The sequence below is a fragment of the Pseudomonas onubensis genome (genome assembly GCF_965653655.1).
GTDB lineage: Bacteria > Pseudomonadota > Gammaproteobacteria > Pseudomonadales > Pseudomonadaceae > Aquipseudomonas.
On the sequence record NZ_CBFHAZ010000002.1, the window covers coordinates 109,591 to 135,225 of the forward strand.

The 25,635-nt window shown below is 58.6% G+C and carries 29 protein-coding genes and 5 tRNA genes; 22 read left to right on the plus strand and 12 right to left on the minus strand.

Features of this window, described 5'->3' with window-relative positions; all coding sequences use genetic code 11:
* Positions 1–6: 6 nt before the first annotated feature.
* Complete coding sequence (gene fkpB / locus ACTD9P_RS01415; protein WP_010213263.1) at positions 7–444, plus strand: FKBP-type peptidyl-prolyl cis-trans isomerase; 438 nt, start codon at positions 7–9, stop codon at positions 442–444.
* 204 nt (positions 445–648) lie between these two features.
* Positions 649–1,596, plus strand: a complete 948-nt coding sequence (ispH, locus tag ACTD9P_RS01420) for a 4-hydroxy-3-methylbut-2-enyl diphosphate reductase (RefSeq protein ID WP_138816903.1) — start codon at positions 649–651, stop codon at positions 1,594–1,596.
* Here ispH and ACTD9P_RS01425 read toward each other — a convergent pair.
* A complete protein-coding gene (locus ACTD9P_RS01425) occupies positions 1,550–2,131 on the minus strand; it encodes a GspH/FimT family pseudopilin (protein ID WP_438866443.1) in 582 nt (193 codons plus the stop codon). The genes ispH and ACTD9P_RS01425 overlap by 47 nt on opposite strands.
* 214 nt (positions 2,132–2,345) lie before the next feature.
* On the opposite strand from ACTD9P_RS01425, the gene pilV reads away from it, so the two are divergent.
* The 5 genes from pilV to thiO all read left to right on the plus strand — a co-directional run bounded on the left by pilV (position 2,346) and on the right by thiO (position 5,654).
* Positions 2,346–2,831, plus strand: a complete 486-nt coding sequence (gene pilV / locus ACTD9P_RS01430; protein WP_438866401.1) for a type IV pilus modification protein PilV — start codon at positions 2,346–2,348, stop codon at positions 2,829–2,831.
* Positions 2,828–3,535: a prepilin-type N-terminal cleavage/methylation domain-containing protein gene (locus ACTD9P_RS01435; RefSeq protein ID WP_438866402.1), complete on the plus strand. Its 708-nt coding sequence runs from the start codon at positions 2,828–2,830 to the stop codon at positions 3,533–3,535. The genes pilV and ACTD9P_RS01435 overlap by 4 nt, the downstream gene beginning before the upstream one ends.
* A 6-nt stretch (positions 3,536–3,541) precedes the next feature.
* A complete protein-coding gene (locus ACTD9P_RS01440) occupies positions 3,542–4,066 on the plus strand; it encodes a pilus assembly PilX family protein (protein ID WP_438866403.1) in 525 nt (174 codons plus the stop codon).
* A gap of 14 nt (positions 4,067–4,080) precedes the next feature.
* On the plus strand, positions 4,081–4,482 hold the full coding sequence (locus ACTD9P_RS01445; RefSeq protein WP_438866404.1) for a type IV pilin protein: 402 nt from the start codon (positions 4,081–4,083) through the stop codon (positions 4,480–4,482).
* A 62-nt stretch (positions 4,483–4,544) separates the two neighbouring features.
* Positions 4,545–5,654 carry a glycine oxidase ThiO gene (thiO, locus tag ACTD9P_RS01450; protein ID WP_438866405.1) on the plus strand — a complete coding sequence of 370 codons (1,110 nt, stop codon included), beginning with the start codon at positions 4,545–4,547 and terminating at the stop codon, positions 5,652–5,654.
* Here thiO and ACTD9P_RS01455 read toward each other — a convergent pair.
* Both ACTD9P_RS01455 and ACTD9P_RS01460 read right to left on the minus strand, forming a co-directional pair.
* The gene (locus ACTD9P_RS01455) at positions 5,641–5,874 is read right to left on the minus strand and encodes a PP0621 family protein (protein WP_438866406.1); all 234 of its coding nucleotides are present in this window, start codon (positions 5,872–5,874) and stop codon (positions 5,641–5,643) included. The two genes, thiO and ACTD9P_RS01455, sit on opposite strands and share 14 nt — an antisense overlap.
* A gap of 126 nt (positions 5,875–6,000) precedes the next feature.
* Positions 6,001–7,026, minus strand: coding sequence for an outer membrane protein assembly factor BamD (locus tag ACTD9P_RS01460; protein WP_138816896.1), 1,026 nt, complete (start codon positions 7,024–7,026; stop codon positions 6,001–6,003).
* A gap of 149 nt (positions 7,027–7,175) precedes the next feature.
* On the opposite strand from ACTD9P_RS01460, the gene rluD reads away from it, so the two are divergent.
* From rluD to ACTD9P_RS01495, 7 genes are all read left to right on the plus strand, one after another.
* Complete coding sequence (gene rluD / locus ACTD9P_RS01465) at positions 7,176–8,138, plus strand: 23S rRNA pseudouridine(1911/1915/1917) synthase RluD (protein WP_017137596.1); 963 nt, start codon at positions 7,176–7,178, stop codon at positions 8,136–8,138.
* Positions 8,135–8,860 carry a peptidoglycan editing factor PgeF gene (pgeF, locus tag ACTD9P_RS01470; RefSeq protein ID WP_438866407.1) on the plus strand — a complete coding sequence of 242 codons (726 nt, stop codon included), beginning with the start codon at positions 8,135–8,137 and terminating at the stop codon, positions 8,858–8,860. The genes rluD and pgeF overlap by 4 nt, the downstream gene beginning before the upstream one ends.
* 149 nt (positions 8,861–9,009) lie before the next feature.
* On the plus strand, positions 9,010–11,574 hold the full coding sequence (gene clpB, locus ACTD9P_RS01475; RefSeq protein ID WP_138816894.1) for an ATP-dependent chaperone ClpB: 2,565 nt from the start codon (positions 9,010–9,012) through the stop codon (positions 11,572–11,574).
* 303 nt (positions 11,575–11,877) lie between these two features.
* Positions 11,878–11,953 (plus strand) — tRNA-Asn (locus ACTD9P_RS01480).
* Between the two features lie 10 nt (positions 11,954–11,963).
* A tRNA-Pro gene (locus tag ACTD9P_RS01485) sits at positions 11,964–12,040 on the plus strand.
* 5 nt (positions 12,041–12,045) lie between these two features.
* A tRNA-Lys gene (locus ACTD9P_RS01490) sits at positions 12,046–12,121 on the plus strand.
* A 94-nt stretch (positions 12,122–12,215) separates the two neighbouring features.
* A tRNA-Pro gene (locus ACTD9P_RS01495) sits at positions 12,216–12,292 on the plus strand.
* 193 nt (positions 12,293–12,485) lie between these two features.
* Here ACTD9P_RS01495 and ACTD9P_RS01500 read toward each other — a convergent pair.
* The 3 genes from ACTD9P_RS01500 to ACTD9P_RS01510 all read right to left on the minus strand — a co-directional run bounded on the left by ACTD9P_RS01500 (position 12,486) and on the right by ACTD9P_RS01510 (position 14,737).
* A complete protein-coding gene (locus ACTD9P_RS01500; RefSeq protein WP_438866408.1) occupies positions 12,486–13,784 on the minus strand; it encodes an NAD(P)/FAD-dependent oxidoreductase in 1,299 nt (432 codons plus the stop codon).
* Positions 13,785–13,844: 60 nt separating this feature from the next.
* Complete coding sequence (locus tag ACTD9P_RS01505; RefSeq protein WP_017134503.1) at positions 13,845–14,018, minus strand: DUF3094 family protein; 174 nt, start codon at positions 14,016–14,018, stop codon at positions 13,845–13,847.
* A gap of 89 nt (positions 14,019–14,107) precedes the next feature.
* Positions 14,108–14,737: a DUF1780 domain-containing protein gene (locus ACTD9P_RS01510; protein ID WP_053254334.1), complete on the minus strand. Its 630-nt coding sequence runs from the start codon at positions 14,735–14,737 to the stop codon at positions 14,108–14,110.
* 309 nt (positions 14,738–15,046) lie between these two features.
* On the opposite strand from ACTD9P_RS01510, the gene ACTD9P_RS01515 reads away from it, so the two are divergent.
* From ACTD9P_RS01515 to ACTD9P_RS01525, 3 genes are all read left to right on the plus strand, one after another.
* Entirely contained in the window at positions 15,047–15,961 is a 915-nt protein-coding gene (locus ACTD9P_RS01515; protein WP_438866409.1) for a LysR substrate-binding domain-containing protein, read from the plus strand.
* 323 nt (positions 15,962–16,284) lie between these two features.
* A complete protein-coding gene (locus ACTD9P_RS01520; protein ID WP_438866410.1) occupies positions 16,285–17,397 on the plus strand; it encodes an ornithine cyclodeaminase family protein in 1,113 nt (370 codons plus the stop codon).
* A 17-nt stretch (positions 17,398–17,414) separates the two neighbouring features.
* Positions 17,415–18,305 (plus strand): DMT family transporter, encoded by an 891-nt coding sequence (locus tag ACTD9P_RS01525; RefSeq protein WP_438866411.1) that lies wholly within the window; start codon positions 17,415–17,417, stop codon positions 18,303–18,305.
* A 12-nt stretch (positions 18,306–18,317) separates the two neighbouring features.
* On the opposite strand, the gene ACTD9P_RS01530 is transcribed toward ACTD9P_RS01525, so the two are convergent.
* A complete protein-coding gene (locus ACTD9P_RS01530) occupies positions 18,318–19,337 on the minus strand; it encodes a fatty acid desaturase family protein (RefSeq protein ID WP_438866412.1) in 1,020 nt (339 codons plus the stop codon).
* A gap of 297 nt (positions 19,338–19,634) precedes the next feature.
* Between ACTD9P_RS01530 and ACTD9P_RS01535 the strand changes: the two genes are divergently transcribed.
* Together ACTD9P_RS01535 and ACTD9P_RS01540 are read left to right on the plus strand one after the other, a co-directional pair.
* The gene (locus tag ACTD9P_RS01535; protein ID WP_438866444.1) at positions 19,635–20,324 is read left to right on the plus strand and encodes an energy-coupling factor ABC transporter permease; all 690 of its coding nucleotides are present in this window, start codon (positions 19,635–19,637) and stop codon (positions 20,322–20,324) included.
* A 74-nt stretch (positions 20,325–20,398) separates the two neighbouring features.
* Positions 20,399–20,614, plus strand: coding sequence for a hypothetical protein (locus ACTD9P_RS01540; RefSeq protein ID WP_003171680.1), 216 nt, complete (start codon positions 20,399–20,401; stop codon positions 20,612–20,614).
* On the opposite strand, the gene yacG is transcribed toward ACTD9P_RS01540, so the two are convergent.
* Genes yacG through ACTD9P_RS01560 form a run of 4 tightly spaced genes read right to left on the minus strand, consistent with a single transcriptional unit; the run spans position 20,611 to position 23,499 of the window.
* Entirely contained in the window at positions 20,611–20,811 is a 201-nt protein-coding gene (gene yacG, locus ACTD9P_RS01545) for a DNA gyrase inhibitor YacG (RefSeq protein ID WP_438866413.1), read from the minus strand. The two genes, ACTD9P_RS01540 and yacG, sit on opposite strands and share 4 nt — an antisense overlap.
* Positions 20,808–21,431 (minus strand): dephospho-CoA kinase, encoded by a 624-nt coding sequence (gene coaE, locus ACTD9P_RS01550; protein ID WP_438866414.1) that lies wholly within the window; start codon positions 21,429–21,431, stop codon positions 20,808–20,810. The genes yacG and coaE overlap by 4 nt, the downstream gene beginning before the upstream one ends.
* Positions 21,428–22,294, minus strand: a complete 867-nt coding sequence (locus tag ACTD9P_RS01555; RefSeq protein WP_438866416.1) for a prepilin peptidase — start codon at positions 22,292–22,294, stop codon at positions 21,428–21,430. The genes coaE and ACTD9P_RS01555 overlap by 4 nt, the downstream gene beginning before the upstream one ends.
* Positions 22,291–23,499 (minus strand): type II secretion system F family protein, encoded by a 1,209-nt coding sequence (locus ACTD9P_RS01560; RefSeq protein WP_438866417.1) that lies wholly within the window; start codon positions 23,497–23,499, stop codon positions 22,291–22,293. The genes ACTD9P_RS01555 and ACTD9P_RS01560 overlap by 4 nt, the downstream gene beginning before the upstream one ends.
* Positions 23,500–23,701: 202 nt before the next feature.
* Here ACTD9P_RS01560 and ACTD9P_RS01565 point away from each other — a divergent pair, with 202 nt between their 5' ends.
* The 3 genes from ACTD9P_RS01565 to ACTD9P_RS01575 all read left to right on the plus strand — a co-directional run bounded on the left by ACTD9P_RS01565 (position 23,702) and on the right by ACTD9P_RS01575 (position 24,725).
* Positions 23,702–24,115: a pilin gene (locus ACTD9P_RS01565; RefSeq protein WP_438866445.1), complete on the plus strand. Its 414-nt coding sequence runs from the start codon at positions 23,702–23,704 to the stop codon at positions 24,113–24,115.
* A 64-nt stretch (positions 24,116–24,179) separates the two neighbouring features.
* A tRNA-Thr gene (locus tag ACTD9P_RS01570) sits at positions 24,180–24,252 on the plus strand.
* Between the two features lie 167 nt (positions 24,253–24,419).
* Positions 24,420–24,725, plus strand: a complete 306-nt coding sequence (locus ACTD9P_RS01575) for a DUF6388 family protein (RefSeq protein ID WP_068931343.1) — start codon at positions 24,420–24,422, stop codon at positions 24,723–24,725.
* A gap of 54 nt (positions 24,726–24,779) precedes the next feature.
* On the opposite strand, the gene nadC is transcribed toward ACTD9P_RS01575, so the two are convergent.
* On the minus strand, positions 24,780–25,628 hold the full coding sequence (nadC, locus tag ACTD9P_RS01580) for a carboxylating nicotinate-nucleotide diphosphorylase (RefSeq protein WP_056859081.1): 849 nt from the start codon (positions 25,626–25,628) through the stop codon (positions 24,780–24,782).
* Positions 25,629–25,635: the final 7 nt, after the last annotated feature.

The following is a 25,635-nucleotide window of genomic DNA, read 5'->3' on the forward strand; positions in this document are numbered from 1 at the left end:
CAGGTATTGGCTGAGCAACGCATCGGCCAGAACACGGAAGTCACTTTGCATTTCGCATTGCGCCTGGAGAATGGCGACACGGTCGACAGCACGTTCGACAAAGCCCCGGCGACCTTCAAGGTCGGTGACGGCAACCTGCTGCCGGGTTTTGAAGCGGCACTGTTCGGTTTCAAGGCCGGCGACAAGCGCACCCTGCAGATCCTGCCGGAAAACGCCTTTGGCCAGCCCAACCCGCAAAACGTGCAGATCATCCCTCGCTCGCAGTTCCAGGACATGGACCTGTCTGAAGGCCTGTTGGTGATCTTCAACGATGCGGCGAACACCGAGCTGCCCGGTGTGGTTAAAACCTTCGATGACGCGCAAGTGACCATCGACTTCAACCACCCGTTGGCCGGTAAAACCTTGACGTTTGACGTTGAAATCATCGACGTTAAAGCGCTCTGACTGAAGAATTCGGCCTAATGTAGAGGCGGGCTTGTTGTGGCGAGGGAGCTTGCTCCCGCTGGAGTGCGGAGCACTCCCAAAGGGTTCACCGAGATACACCAGATGTCTCTCGAACACCCAGGTTGGGACTGCTTCGCAGCCCAGAGAGAGCAAGCTCCCTCGCCACACAAGCGCGTTTGCACAGGGCAAGACACGAGGCACAGCATGCAAATCAAACTCGCCAACCCCCGTGGCTTCTGCGCCGGTGTGGACCGGGCGATCGAAATCGTCAATCGCGCCCTGGAAGTGTTCGGGCCGCCGATTTACGTGCGCCATGAAGTCGTCCACAACAAATTCGTGGTTGAAGACTTGCGCGCGCGCGGGGCTATCTTTGTCGAAGAACTCGACCAGGTGCCGGACGACGTTATCGTCATCTTCAGCGCCCACGGCGTGTCCCAGGCAGTCCGTACCGAAGCTGCCGGCCGTGGCCTCAAAGTATTCGACGCCACCTGCCCGCTGGTCACCAAGGTACACATCGAAGTCGCGCGTTACAGCCGCGACGGCCGTGAGTGCATCCTGATCGGCCACGCCGGTCACCCGGAAGTCGAAGGCACCATGGGCCAGTATGACGCCAGCAATGGCGGCGCCATCTACCTGGTGGAGGACGAAAAAGACGTGGCCGAGTTGCAGGTGCGCAACCCTGATCGCCTGGCCTTCGTAACGCAAACCACGCTGTCGATGGACGACACCAGCCGTGTGATCGATGCCCTGCGCACGCGCTTCCCGGCGATTGGCGGCCCACGCAAAGACGACATCTGCTACGCCACGCAAAACCGCCAGGACGCGGTCAAGCAACTGGCCGACGAGTGCGATGTGGTCCTGGTGGTGGGCAGCCCCAACAGCTCCAACTCCAACCGCTTGCGCGAACTGGCTGAACGCATGGCCACGCCGGCCTACCTGATCGATGGCGCTGAAGACATGCAGCGCAGCTGGTTCGATGGCGTTGAGCGCATCGGCATCACCGCCGGGGCTTCGGCTCCAGAAGTGCTGGTGCGTGGTGTGATCCAGCAATTGCAGGCCTGGGGTGCCACCGGCGCGGATGAGTTGGACGGCCGCGCAGAGAACGTTACGTTCTCAATGCCCAAGGAGCTACGCGTTCGTTCGCTGCTCTGAGTGCAACGGTGCCTGTGCCACTGCGGCACAGCGCCTGTTCGGTGGTCTCACTGCGCAGGCTGATGCGCCCGCTGGGTGCCAGCACCACTTGATAGAGGCTCTGTGCCGGGTCTGTGCCGCAAATGTGCACCGTACCGGCGCGGAAGCCACCTCCCGCAAACACCGGCTCACCCAGCCCGCTGAAACGTATCTGGCTCTTGACTGGCCCATTGCCGGCCATGGTCACGCGCCCACTGTTCTGTCGTTCCAACACTATCGGGTTGCTGGCGTCCTGCTGGCCGCGCCCGCTCATGTCCACGATGACCTGCCATCCCTGGCCCCAATCGTTCGCAATGGCCTGAATGATCACTGCGCGATTGCGTGTGATCGCCTCAGTGCGCGCCAATCGCAGGCCTTCGGCAAGCGAGTGGGCCGCGCTGCGTTGCTGCTGCGACGCAAGCAAACCCTTGAAGGCGGGCACTGCCATTTGCGCCAGGATGCTGCCGAGGAACAGGCCGAACAGCAGCTCGATCAGGGTGAAACCGCGTTGTTGTATAGGTTGCTGCATCGTCTGCCCCTCCATGGACAAAGTAAATAGTGCGGTGCAGACGTAGGTATAGCCTCCGGTAGCTGCGCCGGATGATGGCCTTTATGTCCAAAGTATTTCCCTTTGTTCCGATCGCAGCGCAAGCCAAAAACCGGCGCTAGTCTTGGGTCGCACAGCAGCGTTGCGCTGCTTTTTTCGGCCTTCGACACGGATGACGACGGTAATGCTTGCCTGCCCGAACAGACTTTTTCCCTACGCGCTGCCTCGGCAGCAAACCGGTATGACCCTGATCGAAGTGCTGGTGGCGGTGCTGATTCTCGCCGTCGGGCTGCTGGGCGCCGCAGTCACCCAGCTCAATGCGCTCAAGTACAACGACAGCTCAAGGATGACCAGCCAGGCCAGTTTTATTGCCTACGACATGCTCGACCGAATCCGCGCCAACTCAGGCGCCGACTATGCATGGGGGCTCGCACAACGCGCTCCCGCCAATAGCGCGACCGCCAGCGTGCGGGACCTGGACCTGCATGACTTCGAAGCCAATATCATCGGTTTCGCCGGCGCGGACGCCAAAGGCTCGGTGGTGATCAGCGGTGGCGAGGTGACCGTGAGCATCAGTTGGGACGACTCGCGTGGGGCAAACACGCGTGGGGCGCGGGAAACCTTCACCCTCACCAGTCGCATTACCAGCGACCCGCAGGCGCCTCAATGAGACGCTTTGTCCGTGGCTTCAGCTTGGTGGAGTTGTTGCTCGCGCTGGCTGTCGGGTTGCTGCTGGTGCTGGGTGTGAGCCAGGTAGCGATCAGCGCTCGCGCGACTCAAGCCAGCCAACAGGCCGCCATGGCGCTGCAGGATGATGCGCGGTTTGTGCTGGGCAGGATGATCCAGGATATCCGCCAGGCGGGTATGTTCGGCTGCCTGGCGACAGCCTCTATCGACAACGCACCGTCAGCCTTCGATCAACCTGTCAGCTGGCATTCTGCAGGCAGTTCCTGGTCGCTGACGCTGGTTACCGCCGATGTTGCAAGTGAGGGCGGCACGCCTGACTGGACGGTGCTCTCTGACTGCCTCGGCACGGCCCAAGCCTATGCAGGGAGCTCACCGCCACCGATGCCCGGGCAGATCCAGTTTGCGCTGCGCCAACTCACCTACACCTTTGAAACGGGGCAATTGAAGGTCAGTACGCCTGCGGCGCCGGCCAAGGCGGTGCTGTTGGATAACGTGCAGGCGTTCAACCTCAGTTTCGGCGTCGCGGCCAAACCGGATTCGTTTCAGGCAGTGCGCTATGACGCCAGCCCTGCGGATGCATCGCTGATCCGCAGCGTACGCCTGCGCATGACGCTGCAAGACCCGACCGGGCGTGTGAAAGATCAGGCCTACAGCGTCGTAGCAGCCTTGCGAAACCGGTTGGGGTAGGGCGGCATGTTCAATCATCAAGGTGTTTTTGCGCGGCAAACCGGCATGGTTTTGCTGATCAGCCTGGTGTTTCTGCTGGTGCTGTCACTGATTGGTCTGGCTTCGATGCAAGGGGCAGTGTCCCAGCAAAAGATTACCGGCAGCGTATGGCATCGAAACCAGTCATTCCAAAGCGCCGAAAGTGGCCTGAGGTTGGGTGAGTTGGTGATCCGGCGGGCCGGCGCGGCACTGCCGGTGTGTCGGTCGATCAATACCTGTGCGCCGCCAGTGGAGTCGTCGCAGGTGGTCGAGGCTGGCACACACCCTGTTTCAGCGGTCACTTGGGTTGCCCTGAAGGGCGGCCTGTATGGCGTGCAATCCCTGGGAATGGGCATGGGGCTGGCGGGTTTGCCTGCCGAATTACCGGCCGCGTTGTACCGCGTGACGGCGGTTGGGAGCAATGGCCAAGTGCGCACGGTACTGGAGGCGGTCTATGCGCAGGCAGAGGGAGACCTGAGCGTTCATCGGGTTTTATGGCGACAACTTCACTAGTAAGGAGCGTATCAATGGGCAAGGATTGCCGAGGTTTTACCCTGATCGAGTTACTGAGCGCGGTCGCCATCATCGCGTTTTTGGCCGCAATTGCTTACCCCGCGTATACCGGGCAGGTGAAAAAAGCCTACCGCGCGCAGATCGTTGCATTGCTGATTGAGCAGGCTCAGCACCTTGAGCGGTTTTACACGCGCCACGGCACTTTTATTGATGCAAGCGGCGCCAGTGCCGGCAATGATCACTATAGAATCAGCACTGCATTGAGCCCCGAGGCATTCACCTTGGTCGCCTCGCCTGCGGTCGGCGCCCTTATGGCGAATGACCCGTGCGGTGAGTTTAGCTTGTCCAGCACCGGCGTGCGCAGCAATCCGGGCGCGATACCTGAAATGTCGCGCCAGGCGTGTTGGGGGCAATGATGAGAGTGCTGGATGAATGGGCGCCGGGTGCGCTTTTCCCTTTTTATCGGCTGGATCAAATGATGGCTAAGCAACAGCAAGTGGTGATTGTCGGTGGCGGTGTTATCGGCTTGTTGACCGCATTTAACCTCGCCACACAGGGGCAGGCCGTGGTGCTGCTGGAGCGGTCGGGCCTAGGGCAGGAGTCTTCCTGGGCGGGTGGCGGTATTGTTTCGCCGCTGTATCCATGGCGCTACAGCCCGGCGGTCACCGCACTGGCCCATTGGTCGCAGGATTTTTACCCGCAGTTGGCAGAGCGACTGTTTGCAGCCACCGGAGTTGATCCAGAGGTTCACACCACGGGCCTGTACTGGCTGGACCTGGAAGATGAGGCCCAGGCGTTGGCCTGGGCTGCCCGTGAAGGCCGACCGTTGAGCAAGGTGGATGTGTCGGCCGCCCATGATGCGGTGCCGGTGCTGGGGGGTGGATATTCCCAGGCGATCTACATGGCGGACGTGGCCAATGTGCGCAACCCGCGCCTGGTCAAATCCCTCAAGGCTGCGCTGTTGGCGTTACCGGGCGTGACCCTTCATGAACAGTGCGAAGTGGATGGGTTTGTTATTGAGGGTGGCAACGTCGTGGGTGTGAATACTGCAGCGGGGCCGATCCTGGGAGACCAGGTGGTACTGGCGGCGGGCGCCTGGAGCGGCGAAATACTCGGCAAACTGGGCCTGTCGCTGCCGGTGGAGCCGGTCAAAGGCCAAATGATTTTGTACAAATGTGCGTCGGATTTTTTGTCGAGCATGGTGCTGGCCAAGGGGCGTTATGCGATTCCACGGCGTGACGGGCACATTCTGATCGGCAGTACGCTGGAGCATGAAGGGTTTGACAAGACTCCGACCGACACGGCCCTGGAGAGCCTGAAGGCGTCGGCGGTGGAGTTGATTCCCGCGCTGGCAGATGCGCAAGTCGTAGGACACTGGGCCGGTTTGCGCCCCGGTTCACCGGAAGGTATCCCTTACATCGGCGAAGTGCCCGGTTTCAAAGGGCTTTGGCTCAACTGCGGGCATTACCGCAATGGGCTGGTGCTCGCGCCGGCCTCCTGCCAACTGTTTGCTGACCTGCTGCTGGGGCGCACACCGATCATCGACCCGGCGCCGTATGCGCCCGCCGGTCGAATCAACGCTGGATAGACTTCGGCCCTTGTTCCAGGTGCGCCTGGGTGCAGTACCACTCCTGGCGTGAACCGAGTGCGCGATCCTGCGGCAGGTGCACGCCGCAGTGGGCGCAGCGCACCATCAAGGCCGCGCCTGGCTCGGCGGAGCGTTGCTGCCTGGCCGCCGGGCTTTTGAATTTGCGCCAGAACCATACCGCGGCAGCAATGACGGCAATCCAGAACAGTAGACGAAGCATGATGGGCAGTTTCTCGACAGGGAATGCGCCAGTTTAGCCAAGCGCGTGGCCAGCGCACAGTGCATTAATACGACGCCCACAAAAAAGGAGCCCCGAGAGGCTCCTTCTTGATCACGCAGTGTGCAATCAGTCAAACACGCCGAAGGTCATGTAGCTGAACCACGAACGGTCTTCATTGTTGCCCAGGGCCTGCGGTGCTTCTTCTTCGATCACGTCGCCATTGGCGTCATGCGGCTTGAGCTCCGATGGAATGGCTTCCTTGGCGTCCTGGAACTGCTTCATCACGTCCTGGTTGGCGCGGGTTTCGCCCGGCGGCAACGGTGGGCGGGAACTGATCAGGCCCAGGGTGTATTTGCTCAGCCACGAACGGTTGTCCGCTTGCGCAACACGAGGCACGAACTGGCCGTCATTCAGGCTAGGGGAGTCCGGGTAATTGAGCTTCAAGGTTTCCAGGCTGGTGGCTGCCAATGCATCCAGGTGCAATGCCTGGTAAGCCTGGGTCATCACCGCCAGGCCATCACCCACGGATGGGGTTTCCTGGAAGTTTTCCACCACGTAGCGGCCACGGTTGGCGGCAGCTACATACGCCTGACGGGTCAGGTAGTAGTCGGCCACGTGAATCTCGTAGGACGCCAGCAGGTTGCGCAAGTAGATCATGCGCTGCTTGGCGTCCGGCGCGTAGCGGCTGTTGGGGTAGCGGCTGGTGAGCTGGGCGAACTCGTTGTAGGAGTCGCGGGCAGCGCCAGGGTCACGCTTGGTCATGTCCAGCGGCAGGAAGCGCGCCAGCAGGCCAACGTCCTGGTCGAACGAGGTCAGGCCCTTCATGTAGTAGGCGTAGTCCACGTTCGGGTGCTGCGGGTGCAGCCGGATAAAACGCTCGGCGGCGGACTTGGCAGCTTCCGGCTCTGCGTTCTTGTAGTTGGCGTAGATCAGCTCGAGCTGTGCCTGGTCGGCGTAGCGCCCGAACGGATAGCGCGACTCCAGGGCCTTCAGCTTGGCTGTGGCACTGGTGTAGCTATTATTGTCCAAGTCTTTTTGAGCTAATTGATACAGCTCGACTTCGCTCAGGTTTTCGTCGACGACTTCCTTTGTTGACGAGCAAGCAGCAGTCATGGCGAGGATGGCGATCAGCAGCAGGTGTTTCACTTGCATGGCGGCTTGCGTCCCTATGACGGCCGCTGTCTTGGGCGGGGCCGTCCTGTTATGATGAGCGCCCCGTTGAAAGCCTCGGGGCAAAAGACGCCGTATTTAACCACAAGCGCGCAGCCGAAACCAAAGGCTGTGCCACGCCTAGTCTGAGCATGTCCGATAAAATTGAACTTCGCGCAGAGGTGCCGTCCGAATTGGGCGGCCAACGCCTCGATCAAGTCGCCGCACAATTATTCGCTGAGCACTCGCGCTCGCGCCTTTCCGCCTGGATCAAAGACGGCCGCCTGACTGTGGATGGAGCGGTTATCCGCCCGCGAGACATAGTCCATGGCGGTGCCATTCTTGAGCTGACTGCCGAGCAGGAAGCCCAGGGAGAATGGGTCGCCCAAGACATCGAGCTGGATATCGTCTATGAAGACGATGACATCCTGGTCATCAACAAGCCCGCAGGCCTGGTGGTTCACCCGGCGGTCGGGCACGCTGATGGCACTTTGCTTAATGCTTTGTTGCACCACGTGCCGGACATCGTCAACGTGCCGCGCTGTGGCATCGTGCACCGCCTGGACAAGGACACCACCGGCTTGATGGTGGTGGCCAAGACCATTCAGGCGCAGACGCAGTTGGTCACACAATTGCAGGCCCGCAGTGTCAGCCGGATCTACGAATGCATCGTGATCGGCGTAGTGGTGGCAGGCGGCAAGATCAACGCTCCGATCGGTCGCCACGGCCAGCAGCGCCAGCGTATGGCGGTGATGGAAGGCGGCAAGCCGGCCGTCAGCCACTACCGTGTGCTGGAGCGTTTCCGGTCCCACACGCATGTGCGGGTCAAGCTGGAAACCGGCCGCACACACCAGATTCGCGTGCACATGGCGCACATCAACTTCCCGTTGGTCGGAGATCCGGCCTACGGCGGTCGCTTCCGTATTCCGCCAGCGGCCAGCCAGACCATGGTTGAATCGCTGAAAACCTTCCCGCGCCAGGCACTCCATGCACGCTTCCTGGAGCTGGATCATCCGACGAGCGGTAAGCGGATGAGCTGGGAATCGCCTCTGCCGGACGATCTGGTCTGGTTGTTGTCGTTGCTCAAGCAGGATCGCGAGGCGTTTGTCGGGTGAATGACTGGCTGATTCCTGACTGGCCCGCGCCGTCGGGAGTCAACGCCTGCGTCACCACCCGTGCGGGCGGCGTCAGTCTGGCGCCGTTCGACAGCCTTAATCTGGGTGATCATGTTGAGGACAGCCTTGAGGCTGTCCTTGAAAATCGCCGCCGTCTTACCGATGCTTTTACTGTCCGGCCTGCCTGGTTACGCCAAGTTCACGGGATAACCGTGGTGGAGGCTGACCCTTCGCGTATCGCTGAAGCCGATGCCAGTTGGACCAGCACCCCTGGCGTCGCCTGCACCTCCATGACCGCAGACTGCCTGCCCGCGTTGTTCTGCAACCGTGCCGGTACCCGCGTAGCGGCTGCCCATGCCGGTTGGCGGGGGCTGGCGGCCGGTGTATTGGAAGCCGCCGTTGACAGTTTGAATGTCGAGCCCGACGACGTACTGGTGTGGCTGGGCCCTGCTATCGGCCCGCAAGCCTTTGAGGTCGGCCCCGAAGTGCGTGAAGCCTTCATGCAGCAACTGCCGATCACTGCCGAAGCTTTTGTACCCAGCTGTAACCCCGGCAAGTACATGGCCGACATCTACCAGCTGGCACGCCTGCGCCTGGCCGCGCGCGGTGTCACCGCCGTATATGGTGGCGGTTTATGCACCGTGACCGATCCACGCTTCTTTTCCTACCGTCGCAGCCCGCGCACCGGTCGGTTTGCCTCCCTTATCTGGCTTGAGCGCTAGACTCTCCTGACTTGGGTCAATGCTGATCCACATCAACGATCAGCTGCTTGAATCTTCCAGAATCCACCCCATCTATAAGGGTATCTGGCAGGTTTCTTCATTCAGGATGTGTATTTCTAGCTCCGGCCTGCTCAAAAGGAAGGTGACTAATGCGTATTGATCGTTTAACCAGCAAGTTGCAGTTGGCACTCTCGGACTCCCAATCCCTGGCGGTCGGCCTCGACCATCCGGCGATTGAGCCTGCGCACTTGATGCAGGCGCTTCTCGAACAGCAAGGTGGTTCTATCAAGCCCTTGTTGATGCAGGTGGGCTTTGACGTTAACAGCCTGCGCAAGGAGTTGAGCAAAGAGCTCGACCAACTGCCGAAAATCCAAAACCCTACCGGCGACGTGAACATGTCGCAGGACTTGGCGCGCCTGCTTAACCAGGCTGATCGCCTGGCCCAGCAGAAAGGCGACCAGTTCATCTCCAGCGAACTGGTGCTGCTCGCCGCGATGGACGACAACAGCAAGCTTGGCAAGTTGTTGCTGGGCCAGGGCGTGAGCAAAAAAGCCCTGGAAAACGCCATCAACAATCTGCGTGGCGGCGAGGCGGTGAATGACCCCAATCATGAGGAGTCGCGCCAGGCCCTGGACAAATACACCGTCGACCTGACCAAGCGCGCCGAAGAAGGCAAGCTGGACCCGGTGATTGGCCGTGACGACGAAATTCGTCGCACCATCCAGGTGTTGCAGCGTCGCACCAAGAACAACCCGGTACTGATCGGTGAGCCTGGCGTGGGTAAGACCGCGATTGCCGAAGGCCTGGCCCAGCGCATCATCAATGGTGAAGTGCCGGACGGCCTCAAAGGCAAGCGCCTGTTGTCCCTGGACATGGGTTCGCTGATCGCCGGTGCCAAGTTCCGTGGCGAGTTCGAAGAGCGCCTCAAATCCCTGCTTAATGAACTGTCGAAGCAGGAAGGGCAGATCATTCTGTTTATCGATGAACTGCACACCATGGTCGGCGCCGGCAAGGGCGAAGGCTCGATGGATGCCGGCAACATGCTCAAGCCAGCCTTGGCTCGCGGTGAGTTGCATTGCGTTGGCGCTACCACGCTCAACGAATACCGCCAGTACATTGAAAAAGATGCGGCCCTTGAGCGGCGCTTCCAGAAAGTATTGGTGGAAGAACCGAGCGAAGAAGACACCATCGCCATCCTGCGTGGCCTCAAAGAGCGTTATGAGGTGCACCACAAGGTGGCGATCACTGATGGCGCGATCATTGCGGCGGCCAAACTGAGCCATCGCTATATCACCGACCGTCAGTTGCCGGACAAGGCCATCGACCTGATCGACGAAGCGGCCAGCCGCATTCGCATGGAGATCGATTCCAAACCGGAAGTGCTCGACCGTCTGGACCGGCGCCTGATTCAACTCAAAGTTGAATCTCAGGCCCTTAAGAAAGAAGAGGACGACGCAGCGAAGAAACGCCTGGAAAAACTTCAGGAAGAAATCCTGCGTCTGGAGCGCGAGTATTCGGACCTCGAAGAAATCTGGACCTCGGAAAAAGCCGAGGTGCAGGGTTCTGCGCAGATTCAGCAAAAGATCGAGCAGTCCCGCCAGGAGCTGGAAGCGGCGCGCCGTAAAGGCGACCTGAACCGCATGGCCGAGTTGCAGTACGGGGTGATCCCGGACCTGGAGCGCAGCCTGCAAATGGTCGACCAGCATGGCAAGCCCGAGAACCAGCTGCTGCGCAGCAAGGTGACCGAGGAGGAAATTGCCGAGGTGGTCTCCAAGTGGACCGGCATTCCCGTGTCGAAAATGCTTGAAGGCGAACGCGACAAGCTGCTGAAGATGGAAAGCTTGCTGCACCAGCGCGTCATTGGCCAGGAGGAGGCCGTGGTGGCCGTGTCCAACGCGGTACGGCGTTCGCGGGCCGGCTTGTCCGACCCGAACCGTCCGAGCGGCTCGTTTATGTTCCTCGGCCCAACCGGCGTGGGTAAGACCGAACTGTGCAAGGCCTTGGCCGAGTTCCTCTTTGATACTGAAGAGGCCATGGTGCGGATCGATATGTCCGAGTTCATGGAGAAACACTCGGTGGCGCGCTTGATCGGTGCTCCACCAGGCTATGTGGGCTATGAAGAAGGCGGTTACCTGACCGAAGCCGTGCGGCGTAAGCCCTACTCGGTGATCCTGCTGGATGAGGTCGAGAAGGCCCACCCGGATGTGTTCAACATCTTGCTGCAGGTGCTGGAAGATGGCCGGTTGACGGACAGCCACGGGCGCACAGTGGACTTCCGCAATACGGTGATCGTGATGACCTCCAACCTGGGTTCGGCGCAGATCCAGGAGCTGGTCGGTGATCGTGAGGCCCAGCGCGCTGCCGTGATGGATGCGCTGACCTCGCACTTCCGCCCGGAATTTATCAACCGGGTCGACGAAGTGGTGATCTTCGAGCCGTTGGCGCGGGATCAGATCGCGGGTATTACCGAGATCCAGCTGGGCCGCCTGCGCAGCCGCCTGGCCGAGCGTGAGCTTGACCTGGAGCTGAGCAGCGAGGCGTTGGACAAGCTGATCGCCGTGGGTTACGACCCGGTGTATGGCGCACGGCCTCTGAAACGTGCGATTCAGCGCTGGATCGAGAACCCGTTGGCGCAGTTGATCCTGTCGGGCAGCTTCATGCCGGGGACCAGCGTGGCGGCCACGGTGGAGAACGACCAAATCGTCTTCCACTAAGCCCGGCCTGTAAGGCGATAAGAGGAGGCCCCGCATTGCGGGGCCTTTTTTTTCGATAGGGCGTTGAACTGTAAGGCAAAGGCTTGTAAAGTGCGCCCCGCAGCAACGTCAGCCCACGGGTTTCTTCTCCCCAAGAAGAAATCAGAAACAAGCGCAAATCATTGTCTTAAAAGCAATTTAAAGGGTTGACAGGGGTTTTTAAGATTGTAGAATAGCGCGCCTCAGAGACGTGAACGTAGCGATACGGACAAGCCGAAGAGAAGGTTACAAAGCAGTAAAAGTTGTAAATTTGAAATATGTAGTTCCGTGATAGCTCAGTCGGTAGAGCAAATGACTGTTAATCATTGGGTCCCAGGTTCGAGTCCTGGTCACGGAGCCAATTTCAAAACCGGGGTATAGCGCAGTCCGGTAGCGCGCCTGCTTTGGGAGCAGGATGTCAGGAGTTCGAATCCCCTTACCCCGACCATTTTTGGGTCGTTAGCTCAGTTGGTAGAGCAGTTGGCTTTTAACCAATTGGTCGTAGGTTCGAATCCCACACGACCCACCATTTTTGAGACCAGTTAACGCTGGAATCGAATCTTAAGATCAGAGGCCAAAAGCCCTGATCGAAGAAGGCGACTGAAAGGTCGCCTTTTTTTTACCGGGGTATAGCGCAGTCCGGTAGCGCGCCTGCTTTGGGAGCAGGATGTCAGGAGTTCGAATCCCCTTACCCCGACCATATTAAAAATCCTCGTATCGAAAGATACGGGGATTTTTTTTGTGCGCGCATATCCTGGGCTCACCACAAAACAAATGTGGGAGCGGGCTTGCTCGCGAAAGCGGTGTGCCAGTCAGTACATCTAATACTGAACCACCGCATTCGCGAGCAAGCCCGCTCCCACACTTACAAGGTCCCTCTCAGGACCGAGTTGTTAATGCAATTTAAGGCGCGGCTCAGTCCCACGCCCAATCTTGCTGCCCAGCATCAGCATTGCCGTGCGGAAGAACCCGTACAGCGCCATCTGGTGCATGCGGTACAGCGACACATAGAACATCCGCGCCAGCCAGCCTTCGAGCATCACGCTGCCCGTCAGGTTGCCCATCAAGTTACCCACCGCCGAGAAGCGCGACAGCGAAATCAGCGAACCGTAGTCGGTGTACTTGTAGTTCGGCAGGTCCTTGCCTTCGATCCGCAGTTTCAGCGACTTGGCCAACAGTGAAGCCTGCTGGTGAGCGGCCTGGGCGCGTGGCGGCACATTGCGGTCGGTGCCCGGTTGCGGGCAGGCGGCGCAGTCGCCAAAGGCGAAGATGTTTTCATCGCGGGTGGTTTGCAGCGTCGGCAATACCTGCAATTGATTGATGCGGTTGGTTTCCAATCCGTCAATGTCCTTGAGGAAGGCCGGTGCGCGGATACCCGCAGCCCAGACCTTGAGGCTCGCTGGAATGACCTGGCCGCTGCTGGTGATCAACGCATCCGCGGTCACTTCGCTGACCGCCGAGTTGGTCAGCACGGTCACGCCGAGTTTCTCAAGGGTTTTATGCACAGGCCCGCCAATGCGCTCCGGCAACGCGGGTAATACCCTCGGGCCGGCTTCGATAAGGGTGATGTGCATATTTTCCGGTTTGATGCGGTCCAGGCCATAGGCCGCCAGTTCATGAGCGGCGTTGTGCAACTCGGCGGCCAGCTCAACGCCCGTCGCACCGGCGCCGACGATGGCGACGCTGATGTTCTCTTCCACATCGGTCTGGCCCGCATGGGCGCGCAGATAGTGGTTGAGTAACTGCTGGTGGAAGCGCTCGGCCTGTTTGCGGGTGTCGAGGAACAGGCAGTGCTGCGCCGCGCCCTCGGTGCCGAAATCGTTGGTGGTGCTGCCGACCGCGATCACCAGGCTGTCATAACCCAGCACGCGCGCAGGCACCAGCTCACGGCCTTCTTCATCGAGGGTCGCGGCCAGTTGGATTTTTTTCTGTTCACGGTCAAGCCCGCTCATGCGCCCCAGTTGGAACTCGAAGTGGTTCCATTTGGCCTGGGCGACATAATTGAGCTCGTCTTCCGAAGAATTCAGCGAGCCGGCGGCCACTTCGTGCAGCAGCGGCTTCCAGATATGGGTGAGGTTGGCGTCCACCAGCGTGATGCTGGCGGTGCCGCGCTTGCCCAGAGTCTTACCCAGGCGGGTAGCCAACTCCAGGCCGCCGGCGCCGCCGCCGACGATAATAATACGATGGGTCATGGGGATATCTCGCAAGGCTAAAAGAAATCGGAGCAGTTACCCTCGCGAGCGCGATGCAGCTCATAGCGTCAGGTAACTCAAAAGGCGGCTCAGCAGGCCGAGCCCGATGACCACCAACAGCACCACACCCAGGAGCAGCCATGGCCGGAAAGGCTTGCGCTCAACTCGGTTTTGGGAGAGTTGCAGGTACTCTTCGACATGCTGTTGGTCATCGGGGTTCAGGCGGCTGGTCATAAAGGCCTCGTCAGGTAGACGTTGCAAAAGGGCGCCACGTTACAGTCAGGACGTTGGCGGGCTCGCCACAAGCGTAGCCGGTGCCCGCGTCACAGGCTGATGCCCACGTCGAATACTATGCTGCGCCCCAGGTTGTTGCGCAAGAAGTCCGGTGCGTCCGGGTGGGCAAACAGCACGCGCGCAAAGGTCGGGCCTACCAGCGACAGCGAGCGCCAGCCCTGACGCAGGTATTCGGTAGGCGGTGGGAAATGGCTGTTGAGGTCCAGCACTTCACGCTTGAGGCTGGTGAAGGCAATCAGGTCCAACTCGCCCAGGTCCATGCCGCGTTCTTTGTAGTTATGCGCCTTTTTGCGCAACGTCGGCGCCAGGCGCAGCAAGAACTCATGGGCCGGGATACGCCGTGGCTTGGCCTCGCGCCGCACCAACTGGCTCAAGGAAAACGCACTGCGCCGTCGCAGCAACTCATCGCGCCATTCGTCGTTCAGGCGCCGGCCTTCATCCAGCACGAAAAACACTTCGAAACTGGCGTCACGAAACAACACGTCCGGCGGCTCTTGCCCGGCGGGGTGAAACTCTTCGGCACGGTAGGGCACGTTCAAGCCTTGCAGCAGGCGCTGGCAGACCCAACGCTCACGCTCCCATTTGCGGGCATTGGACAGGAAAGCGTTGGCTTGTTCGGCTGCTACGGTGAGCAGGCGCAAATAATCTGAGTCATCCATAGGCGTAGCTTAGCGTTCAAATGATGACCGTAGGAAGTCCTGCTGTGGTTGCGCCGGGCGAGGGGCTTGTCCGGTAGTCATAACTTGATTAGTTGCATAAGCACCATTACGGGTCCTGAGTGCGCTTTAATGGTGCGAAAAGTTCGCCGATAACTATTTAAAAGTTATTAGAACGTCTACGTTGGTTATAGGCACCCAAGGTGCGCTGGGCGTACACATAAGTGCGCAGGAACGTGCCTAGGAAATATAAGTTGCATGGAGTAGAGTCCAACCAGTGAATTTTTCTATGGATAGATAAAGAAGCGAGCCATGAAAACACCGCCCCTCAATGCTGTAAAAGCGTTCGAAGCCGTCTCCAGGCACCTGAGTGTAACTAAGGCCGCCGCCGAGTTATGCGTGACACAAGGGGCAGCCAGCCAGCAAATCAAGAACCTGGAAAACTATGTGAACTGCCCGCTGTTCATCAGAGACGCCAAAGGGCTGACGCTGACCAAAGCCGGTCAGCGCCTGGCGGGCGTAGCCCAGAAAGCATTGGGCGAACTGGCCGCTGTAGCAGAGGAAATCATCGGTACCCAAAGAACCACGCTGTCGATCTCTGCGCCGCCTTCGTTCGCAGTAAAGTGGCTTATTCCCAACCTGAATAAGTTTTACGAAACGCACACGGACCTCAATATCATTATTGATGCGTCCTGTGAGGTAAGAAGTTTTCGAAATGATGGCATTGATGCGTCAATCCGCTTCGGCAAAGGCGAGCATCTGTCGTTAAATAGTAAGGTGCTGGGCTGTTCAGATATCATCATAGTAGCCAGCCCCGCCTATATTCGAAATGCCCCTGCGATCAATGCGAGTGCCGACCTGTACGGGCATAAGTTGATCAGTTATGAGTCGAAAACGGAGAGTCACAGAAAACTGCATAAAAGCTGGCAGGGAGTTTTCAGTGAACTGGGTTTGCTCCTCAGTCCGAGCAAGGCAAGTGTTGTTTTTACTGAAGGCCATATGGCGTTGACTGCCGCTATTCATGGTCAGGGCTTGGCGTTGATAGAATCAATTTTGGTCGATCATGAGTTGCGCAGTGGCCAGTTGGAAAAGGTCTTGGATTCGAGTTTTTCAGGCGACAACTGCTACACGTTGTTCAAGCCTGAGTACTCTCAGAAGACACAGGCGTTGCAAAAATTCGAAGACTGGTTAGTGGATTCGCTGGCCTGTTCGTTAAGCAGTGTATAACGTCAACTCAGGCGCGCCGACTCTCATAATGTAGGCGCTGTCAGGCTGAGGGGTTTAGAAAAACTAATACCCGCTGAAGAAATACTCCATCGACTCTGTCCCAGAAGTCTCGTATTTTTAAGATCTGCCTGTGGAATACCAGGAAGATACGATAAGTCAATGACTTACCCTCCTAATCGTTTCAAGTAATTGCGCGATGCCTGAGCTGAACTATTTTAGTTCCGGCGCGAGGCATCACGCTGTTTCTCTGGTACGCAGAGCAACTACCGCGTAGCCCGTATAACCCGACTTCAATGACCCAGCGAAAGTATAGGAGTGACACCGTGGCACAACGAGCAACCATTATCCTCTCTGAGGAAAATATTGGTGAAATTGCTGCAGCAGTCGGTCTCGACACTTTAATGGATGAAACGATCGTAAAGTTGCGTGATGCATTGGCTGTGTTCGGTAATGGTGAGGTTGAAATCCAGCCCCGCACCGGCTTTGTCTATGAAACGCCGGAAATGGGGTTGATTGAGTTCATGCCGGCTTACCGACGCGATAAGAACGTCGCACTCAAAGTCGTTGGCTACCATCCTGGTAATCCGTTTAATCGGGGTATGCCGACGGTCATGGCTACTAACTCCCTCTACGACGTCAGGGACGGGCACCTTATTGCTGTGGTCGATGGTGTATTTGCAACCGCCGTACGCACAGGTGCCTCTTCGGCGGTCGCGTCGATATTGCTGGCTCATCCTGGCAGCAAAACCCTTGGGCTGATTGGCGCCGGTGCAATGGCCGTCACCCAGGCCCATGCCCTCAGTCGAATCTTTGACTTTGACACGGTGTTGGTCCACGACATCGATCCAGCGGTGGAAAGAACGTTCGCCAAGCGAGTCGCCGCCTTGGGCATTACGCCAACCATTGCTTCCAAGGAGAGGGTGCTGGCCGAGTCCGATATCATTTGCGTGGCAACCTCCATTGGTCTTGATGCAGGCCCGGTGCTTCACGCCGGTGGGATGAAACCCCACGTGCATATCAATGCGGTGGGGGCTGATACGCCACGTAAATATGAATTATCAACGCAGTTACTCAAAAGTTCGTTCCTGGTTCCGGATTATCTGGAACAAGCGTTGAACGAGGGTGAATGCCAGCAATTGAGTGAAGAGGAGCACGGTTGTATTGGCCCTGAGCTGCACAAAATCGTCAAAGCGCCGCAGGACTATATTGAGTATCAGAGCAAGCTGACTATTTTCGACAGCACCGGTGTTTCACTGGCCGATCAGATCATGACCGAGGTCTTGATTGAGCAGGCAGAGAAACTGGGGCTGGGTCAGCGCATCCTGATTGAAGCGGGGTGTGATGACCCGATGAACCCTTACCTGTTCTCCAACTTCACGCATCGCCTGCAAGTTGTTGAAAACACCGTTCAAGACCGCCCCATAAAGTCAGCATGAGTGAATAAGGACAGGCCATGAGCAGCGTACCTTTAATCGACAGAAAAGCACTTTCCGTTGCCGTGTTTTTCGGGCTTCTCTCTGCGCTGATCTGGGGCGCATGGCCTGTGCTTTCGCGTTTCGGCGTACAAAAAACCCTGTCGCCTTATGACATCGCAGCGCTGCGCTTCATGGTGGCCGGGTTGATCTTGCTTCCGTTCGTTCTAAAAAAAGGAACGGGAACGCTGGGCTTGCCAAAAACCCTGGTCCTTACACTGGGCCAAGGCATTCCCCACGTACTGTTGGGCATCATCGGATTGGCCTATGCCCCGGCGGGTCATGCCGGTGTGCTTATCCCCAGTGCTATGATTGCGGTTTCCACAGTTGGGGGCTGGTTCGTGCTGCGTGACCGGCCGCAAAAGGCCGTGCTGATTGGCGTTGCAGTGGTGTTGGCAGGGGCCACCCTTTCGGGGTGGCGAAGCCTGACGGACAGTGGTGGGCAAGTCTGGCTGGGAGACTTGTTGTTCATTGGCGCGGGTGCATTGTGGGGGGTCTATACCCTTGCCTCGCGCGCATGGGATGTTGACGCCTTTCAGGCTACGGCGCTGGTATCCGTGGTTTCCATGCTGCTTTATCTGCCGCTGTATTTCATTTGGGGGACGCCGGGTATCCTGGCTGCTCCCGTATCTGAAATCGTGTTTCAATCGCTGTTTCAGGGCGTGTTTGCCGCCATTCTGGGTTTGTTGTTCTACACGAAGGCGGTAACGATACTGGGCGCAACGCGTGGTTCTATATTCGGTGGCCTGGTCCCTTGCATTGCCAGTGTGCTGGGTATCCTCGTCCTGTCCGAGGTCCCCAGCCCGATTGAGATTGCTGGCGTGATACTGGCCAGCGGTGGAATGATTTATGTCTTCGGATTTCGGAAATGACGTGGGCAGATATCACTCACTTTTTCGATTGAACGGCTTGAGCTCACCCGACATAACCTTTCGATAGAAGGTCCAGTAGTCCTGTTCGATGACTTCCATGTGCGAGCGCGAGCAATCATGCAAGGCTTGGCAGTGACCCATCGGCACACTGGCGAGGCTATGGTGCGCAGTGTGCAGGTTGTTTCCATTCGTATACCAGCGCGCCACCCACGACGCCTCGATGCTTCTCGTGTTCCTGTTGAAGTTCGGTTCGCTGTAGGCGTCAAGGCCGAAATGCTCTGGCAGTTCTATCAGGTAGTGAGCCGGCTCCGCGATAAGCACCATCGGGATGAACCAGGCGACTATTAAGAACATTGAACCGGTCACGAGCGTAAAGGCGATGGCCGCTGAAAGAATAACAAAGTAAAGACAATATTCCTGCCTGGCGTGTGCGTGCGCTTTGTTATCTTCTATGTCGTGCAGCGTCGTTGTTGTCAGGCTCTTAATCATGAATGTACCCACGCGAATAAACCTGCCGGGATTCAGGGCAGCACCTAATAATTTAATTGGGCTGTTCATGCCTTTTTCTGGATAGTTGAAGAATTCACTGTTAAGTGCCGTGCCAAGGTGTCGATGATGGCGCAGGTGATGATATTTATAGTGCGAAAACGAGTTGAGCATGAATAAACCGCAAAAGAATCCCAGTACCCGATTAAGCCGCTGAGATTTAAAGGCGTGCCCATGCAACAGCTCATGTTGAAGCTCAGTGAAGTGAGCAAACATTAAACCGAGCATGATGACTGTCAGGCCAATTGCATACCACGGCAAGTCGATAACGCCATGGTCGTCGAGTAGCAGCGCAGTCATGCCGAGCGCGATGATTAAAATCGCGTTGGCATAAACTATCGTCGTGCGCACGGGCGTCCTTTTCATCAGTTGCTTTTTGAATTCAGCGTCCAGTTTTGGTGCGCCCCTGTCAGGGGGAGACGCATTTTGCTTGGTCGCCAGCGGATAAGTAGTTGTGTTTGTCATCAATGCGCCCAGTACTAACAAGAGACTTGTTTTCCTGCTCCTTAGTTTGGTTTAAATGGCACCAAGGTTTTATTTGAAGGCGGCATCGGCTGCAATGCAGTAATGCTATAACCAGTATTAGTTTCTCTATTGGGCCTGTACCCTCGACACGTTGTTCTCTTTTCGCTTAGTCGGTTGGCAGTGAAGCCCTGCACAGCGCAAGGCGTGGCGCGGTAGACTGACCACCCTATAGGGACTCTGGGAATGAGGCCTGTTTATGCTCGATATCAATGGCGTCGTGTCCATGAATGGCATTAACGCTTTATGGCCGTTGACGCCGTGATCGGCGCCTCCGTACTGGCGCCGGAAACCCTCATCATCGGCTGGCTGTTGTACGCGCCGTTGGTCATGTGGGCGATCCTGCGCACGCCGTGGGTCGAGTTGTTTGCCGACCGGCGGCGCCAGCATTTGTTGTTCGGCACCGTGTTTGCCCTGTTTATGCTCTGGCTGGTACGGCGGGATTTCGACACCGGTGTGTCTTACCACTTTATCGGCATGACCGCCGTGACCCTACTGTTGGATTGGCCCCTCGCTATCGTCGGCGGGTTGGTCGCGCAATTGGGTTTGGTGCTGCTGGGGCGCCAGGACCTGGCGGCGGTCGGGGTCAATGGTTTGCTGCTGATCGGGTTGCCGGTGCTGGTCACCGAGACCTGCGCGCTGCTGGTGGAGCGGGCGCAACCGCGAAACCCCTTTGTGTATATCTTCTGTTCCGGTTTTTTCGCCGCGGCGCTGTCGGCACTGCTGTGCCTGCTGGCGGCGTTGGGGCTGCTTTGGTTTGACGGCCGTTTTGCCATGCCGGAGTGGCTGGAGGACTTCGTCGGTTACCTGTGGCTGATCATCTTCCCCGAGGCGTTTATCAACGGCATGGTCATCAGTGCCCTGGTGGTGTTCTGCCCGGAATGGCTGGAGACCTTCAACCGTACGCGCTACCTGTCGGCGCCGTGGAAGGACGACGATTCGCGGCGTTGATCCAGATCAAATCCCAGGCGGCCGTGCAGGCCCATGCTCTGCGAAATTTTACTGAGCAGGGCGGGGCACGGACTATGAGTGTGTACGAATGGGCGCGGCAAGAGTTGCGCAGAAGCCAGGATGCGGCACAGGAAATCGGCTTTGACCCAGGCCTTACCCTGCGCGCCATGCTCAGTGCGGTGGTGCAGCAGAGCAAGGGTGTGCGCAGTTTTGAAGACTTGGCCGACGAGCTGCAATACCTTGCAGAAAACCTCGACGACCAGCAGGAATACGCCTTTATGCGGCCTTAATGGCGCGGCGGCAGGTCTTCAGAGAACAGCTCGTCCTCGGCATCCGGGCTCACCGGAATCTTGTGTTCTTCCGCGGCCCAGGCGCCAAGGTCGATAAGCTTGCAGCGGTCCGAGCAGAACGGCCGGTTGAGGTTGTCGGGTTTCCATTCCACGGGTGCGCCGCAGGTTGGGCACTCGACGGTCAAGGGTTGGCTCATGATCGGCCTCCACGCAAAGTAAGGTAAAAGTGGTGCAGTCGCTCGACCTCGCTGTGCAGCCAGGCGAGGTCCTTGTCGTTGACCAGCACGTCATCGGCATGGTTCAGACGGTCTTCACGGCTGGACTGAGCCTTGAGGATCGCCTGCACCTGCTGTTCGCTGATGCCGTCGCGCTGCAGGGTACGCTGAATCTGCAGTGATTGCGGCACGTCGATTACCAGGATGCGCTGGGTCATGCTGTACTGGCCGGATTCGATCAGCAGCGGCGAGACCAGGATCGCGTAAGGCGATTGGGCGCGCGCAAGATGGCTGCGAATTTCCTCGCCGATCAACGGGTGCAGCAGGGCTTCCAGCCAGCGACGCTCTTCGGGCACTTCAAAGATCAGCTTGCGCAGGGCGGCGCGGTCCAACTGGCCGTCCGGCTGCAACACGCCAGCACCAAAATGCTCGGCAATGCGTGCAAGTGCCGGCCGGCCGGGTTCGACCACCCAACGTGCGGCATGGTCGGCATCGACCAGGTCAATGCCCAGGTCGATAAAGTGCTGGGCGGCCGCGCTTTTGCCGCTGCCAATGCCGCCGGTGACGCCTAGAATCCAGGGTGTTGCGACGCAAGTGGTCATCTGAAACCGACAGACTGCAAATAGAAGTCGGTTATTTGACCACCCCAGAGCAATGCAATCCAGCCGGCAATTGCCAGGCACGGGCCAAATGGCATCGGCACCGATGCCTGGGACTTGCGCAAACGCATCAGGACAAGGCCTGCGAACACCCCCAGCAGGGACGCTATCAGCAGCGTCATCGGTAGAATCTGCCAACCACCCCAGGCACCGAGCAGGGCCAGTAGCTTGAAGTCGCCATAGCCTATGCCGTCCTTGCCGGTGACCACTTTGAACACCCAGAACACGCTCCACAGGCACACATAGCCTATGACTGCGCCCCATAGCGCATCGGGCAGCGTCGCCAACAGGTCGCCGCTATTGAGGATCAACCCCAGCCACAGCAGCGGTAACACCAGCACATCCGGCAGCAGTTGATGATCGACGTCGATCAGGCTCATCGCCAGCAGGCCCCAACTCAGCAGCATCACTGCGCCAGCTTGCCAGCCGAAGCCAAAATGCCAGGCGACAGTGGCCGAGAGCAGCGCACAGGCCAGTTCGGTAAAGGGGTAGCGGGCGCTGATAGGCTCGCGGCAATGGGCGCAGCGCGCCTTGAGTAGCAGGTAGCTGAGTACCGGGATATTTTCCCAGGGGCGAATCGGTTGGCTGCAATGCGGGCAGCACGAGTTGGGCAGCATCAGGTTGTAGGCAGGGCTGACGGGGTCGGCTGGCAGGCCGAGTATTTCCTGGGCCTGGGCGCGCCATTCGCGCATGAGCATCTTCGGCAGGCGCCACACCAGCACGTTGAGAAAGCTGCCGACGATCAGGCCGAGCACCAGCGCCATCCCGACAAAGACCCAGGGTTGCTCACTCAGCAGCAGGCTCAAAACGCCGACCCCAACTGGAACACCGGCAGGTACATCGCAATCACCAAGGCGCCGACAATGCCCCCCAACACCACCATGATCAGTGGCTCCATCAGGCTGGTGAGGTTATCGACCAGGTTCTCCACATCGGCTTCATAGTGGTTGGCGACTTTTTCCAGCATGCGGTCCAGGGTGCCCGACTCTTCACCGATGGCTGTCATCTGGATGGCCATGCCGGGAAACAGTCCGCTGCGGGCCATGGACTGGTTCAACGGCACACCTGTGGATACATCGTGTCGCATATGTTCGATCGCCTTTCTGAACAATCCATTGCCTGCCGCGCCTGCCACGGAGTCCAGCGCCTGCACCAATGGCACGCCCGCCGCAAAAGTGGTCGAAAGTGTACGGGCGTAGCGGGCGATGGCGGAGCGCCTCAGCAGTGTGCCCGCCAGCGGCACGTTCAACAAACCCGCATCCAGCCCGTCACGAAACCGCGGGTAAGCCCGATAGGCATGGCGCAGCGCGGCTATTGCCATACCCAGCCCCAAGGCGAGCATCCACCAGGCGTGCTGCAGGAAGTTGGACAGCGCAATCACTAGCAAGGTAAAGCCCGGCAGTTGGTCGTTTACCCCGGCGAAGAGGTTCTGGAACTGTGGCACCACGTGGATAAGCAGGACTGCACTGACTAGGCAGGCGACCACGATCACGGCGATAGGGTAGGTCATGGCTTTTTTGATTCGCGCCTTGAGCTGCTGGCTTTTCTCCAGGTGAATCGCCACCCGCTCGAGCAGTGTTTCCAGGGCGCCTGCCTGTTCGCCTGCGGCAATCAGGTTGCAATACAAATCATCAAAGTGACGCGGCTGTTTGCGCAGCGCTGCTGCCAGGCTGTTTCCGGCGGCAATTTCCTGCTTCAAGCGTTTTATCAGCGCGCGCATCTGCCGGTTTTCGAAGCCTTCGCAGATGATGTCGAACGCTTGCAGCAGTGCAATGCCTGCCTTTAACAGGGTGGCCAATTGGCGTGTGAACAGCGCGATGTCAGCGGGTTTTATCGGCGCGGCAAAATATGGCCGGTGCGAAGCCTTTTTGCGCACGCGGCCGGGGCAAATCCCCTGTTGGCGCAGTTGCGCCTTGATCAGTGCCAGGTTATGGCCGGTGGTTTGCCCGCACACCCGGCGGCCTTTGCGGTTGGTGCCTTCCCAGGCGTAGATCGTTGAAGCGTCATTCATGGCACAGGTCCGCACACAGGTCGTCGTAGATTTATAGCTTAGTCAGATGACGGATTCGGACCGCTCGTTGGCGCACGATAAAATGTCAGAATGTGCGTCTCAGCCACAATTGGGCGCTCACGGATGAGTACACTGGCGCCGCTGCACACTGCAGGGCGCAGGACGCGCCTTGATTAGGTTTTTATTCTGGAGAGTGAATGTGATGCGTCAGAAAGGCTTTACCTTGATCGAGTTATTGATCGTCGTGGCAATCATCGGCATTTTGGCCACCATCGGTCTGCCCATGTATACCAAGCACCAGGCCAAGGCCAAGTTCACAGCGGGGCTGGCTGAAATTGCGGCGTTGAAGGCTGGTTTTGAAGACACCCTTAACCAAGGCACCGTGCCAACCCTGGCGTTGATTGGTGGCACCAGCCCGACTGCCAACTGCGCGATTACCTTAGCCGGCGATGTGGCCACGGGCGCCGGTTCCATTACCTGCGAAATCCTCGATGCACCTGCGCCGGTATTGGGCAAGACCATCACCTTGACGCGCAGCGCCACCCAGGGTTGGGCGTGTGCCACCACCGCCGAGGCGCAGTACGTCGCCAAGGGTTGCGGCACTGACGGGGCGTAATGCCTGCCGGGCAGTCAGCGAGTTTGTTGCTGCCTGCCCAATGCGGTGCTAGCTTTAGCCCACCGCCCGTGTAGCTCAGTTGGTAGAGCAGCGCACTCGTAACGCGAAGGTCGCAGGTTCGACTCCTGTCTCGGGCACAAAGGCAACACTGTTTCAACGGCGACACTGTTTCAAAGGCAACGTTTTCAGATGATCCCAGAATGGTTCTGAAGGCCAGACGAGGCGGCATTCATGCCCACTCTTTTGTATCTGCGCAACCTTGATGACCCAGATGCATCCCCATTCCATGATCTAAGAGAACAACATGACCACACAAGAAATGACCCAGGAACAGCGGCACGAAGCAGCCCTCAAAAAATACGTCGCGGAGTCGCCGGAACTGCTCGACGAGATCAAGGACCTGAGCGCCGATGATCAGAAGGACCAGATCCAGTGGGCATTCGAGGATGAGGCGGAGGCCCAGGGCCTGCAGCCGTGGGAATTGAGCCTCAAGTACACCTCGACGCCGCAAGAATTCGAAGCGGCGCGCCTGGCCTTGCACAAAGAGGCCGCCGAGGTGCTTGGCGTTGATTGGAACGAGTATTGCGGGATGAATAATCTCGCGATCTGAGCGCGAAATTGAAGGAGCGAGCAACCTCGCTCCTTTTCCCAGGATGTTGCTTGCTCAGAGGCTCAGTCGCATCGACAAATCCACCGCCTTCACATCCTTGGTCATCGCACCGATGGAAATGTAATCCACCCCGGTCTGCGCGATAGGCAGCAAGGTGGTTTCATTGATCCCGCCGCTCGCTTCCAGCTTGGCCTTGCCGGCATTCAGGCGCACAGCCTCGCGCATGTCATCCAGGCTCAACTCGTCAAGCATGATGATATCGGCGCCCGCGGCCAGTGCTTCGCGCAGTTCTTCCAGGCTTTCCACTTCGATTTCCACCGGCTTGCCCGGTGCGATCTTATGGGCGGCGGTAATCGCTTCGGCGATCCCTCCACAGGCGGCGATATGGTTTTCCTTGATCAGGAACGCGTCATACAAACCGATGCGATGGTTGTGGCAACCGCCGCAAGTCACTGCGTACTTCTGCGCCAGGCGCAGGCCCGGCAGGGTTTTGCGGGTGTCCAGCAGCTTGACCTGGGTGCTGGCGACAAAGTCCGCCAGGTACTGCGCGCGCGTGGCGACGCCTGACAACATCTGCAGAAAATTCAGCGCACAGCGTTCGCCGCTCAGCAGTGAGCGTGCCGGACCTTCAAGGTGGAACAGCACTTGATTGGGGCTGACACGCTCGCCGTCGGCCACCTGCCAATGCACCGCAACCCGTGGGTCGAGCTGGCGGAACACCGCGTCCACCCAGGCGGTGCCAGCGATAACGGCGGCATCGCGGGTAATGATGGTGGCCTTGGCCAGCCGTTCGGCCGGGATCAGTTGCGCAGTGATGTCGCCGCTGCCGATGTCTTCCAGCAGTGCGCGGCGCACGTTGGCTTCGATTTCGGCGGTGAGGTCGGCAAGACGGAGATTCGGCATAACAGGC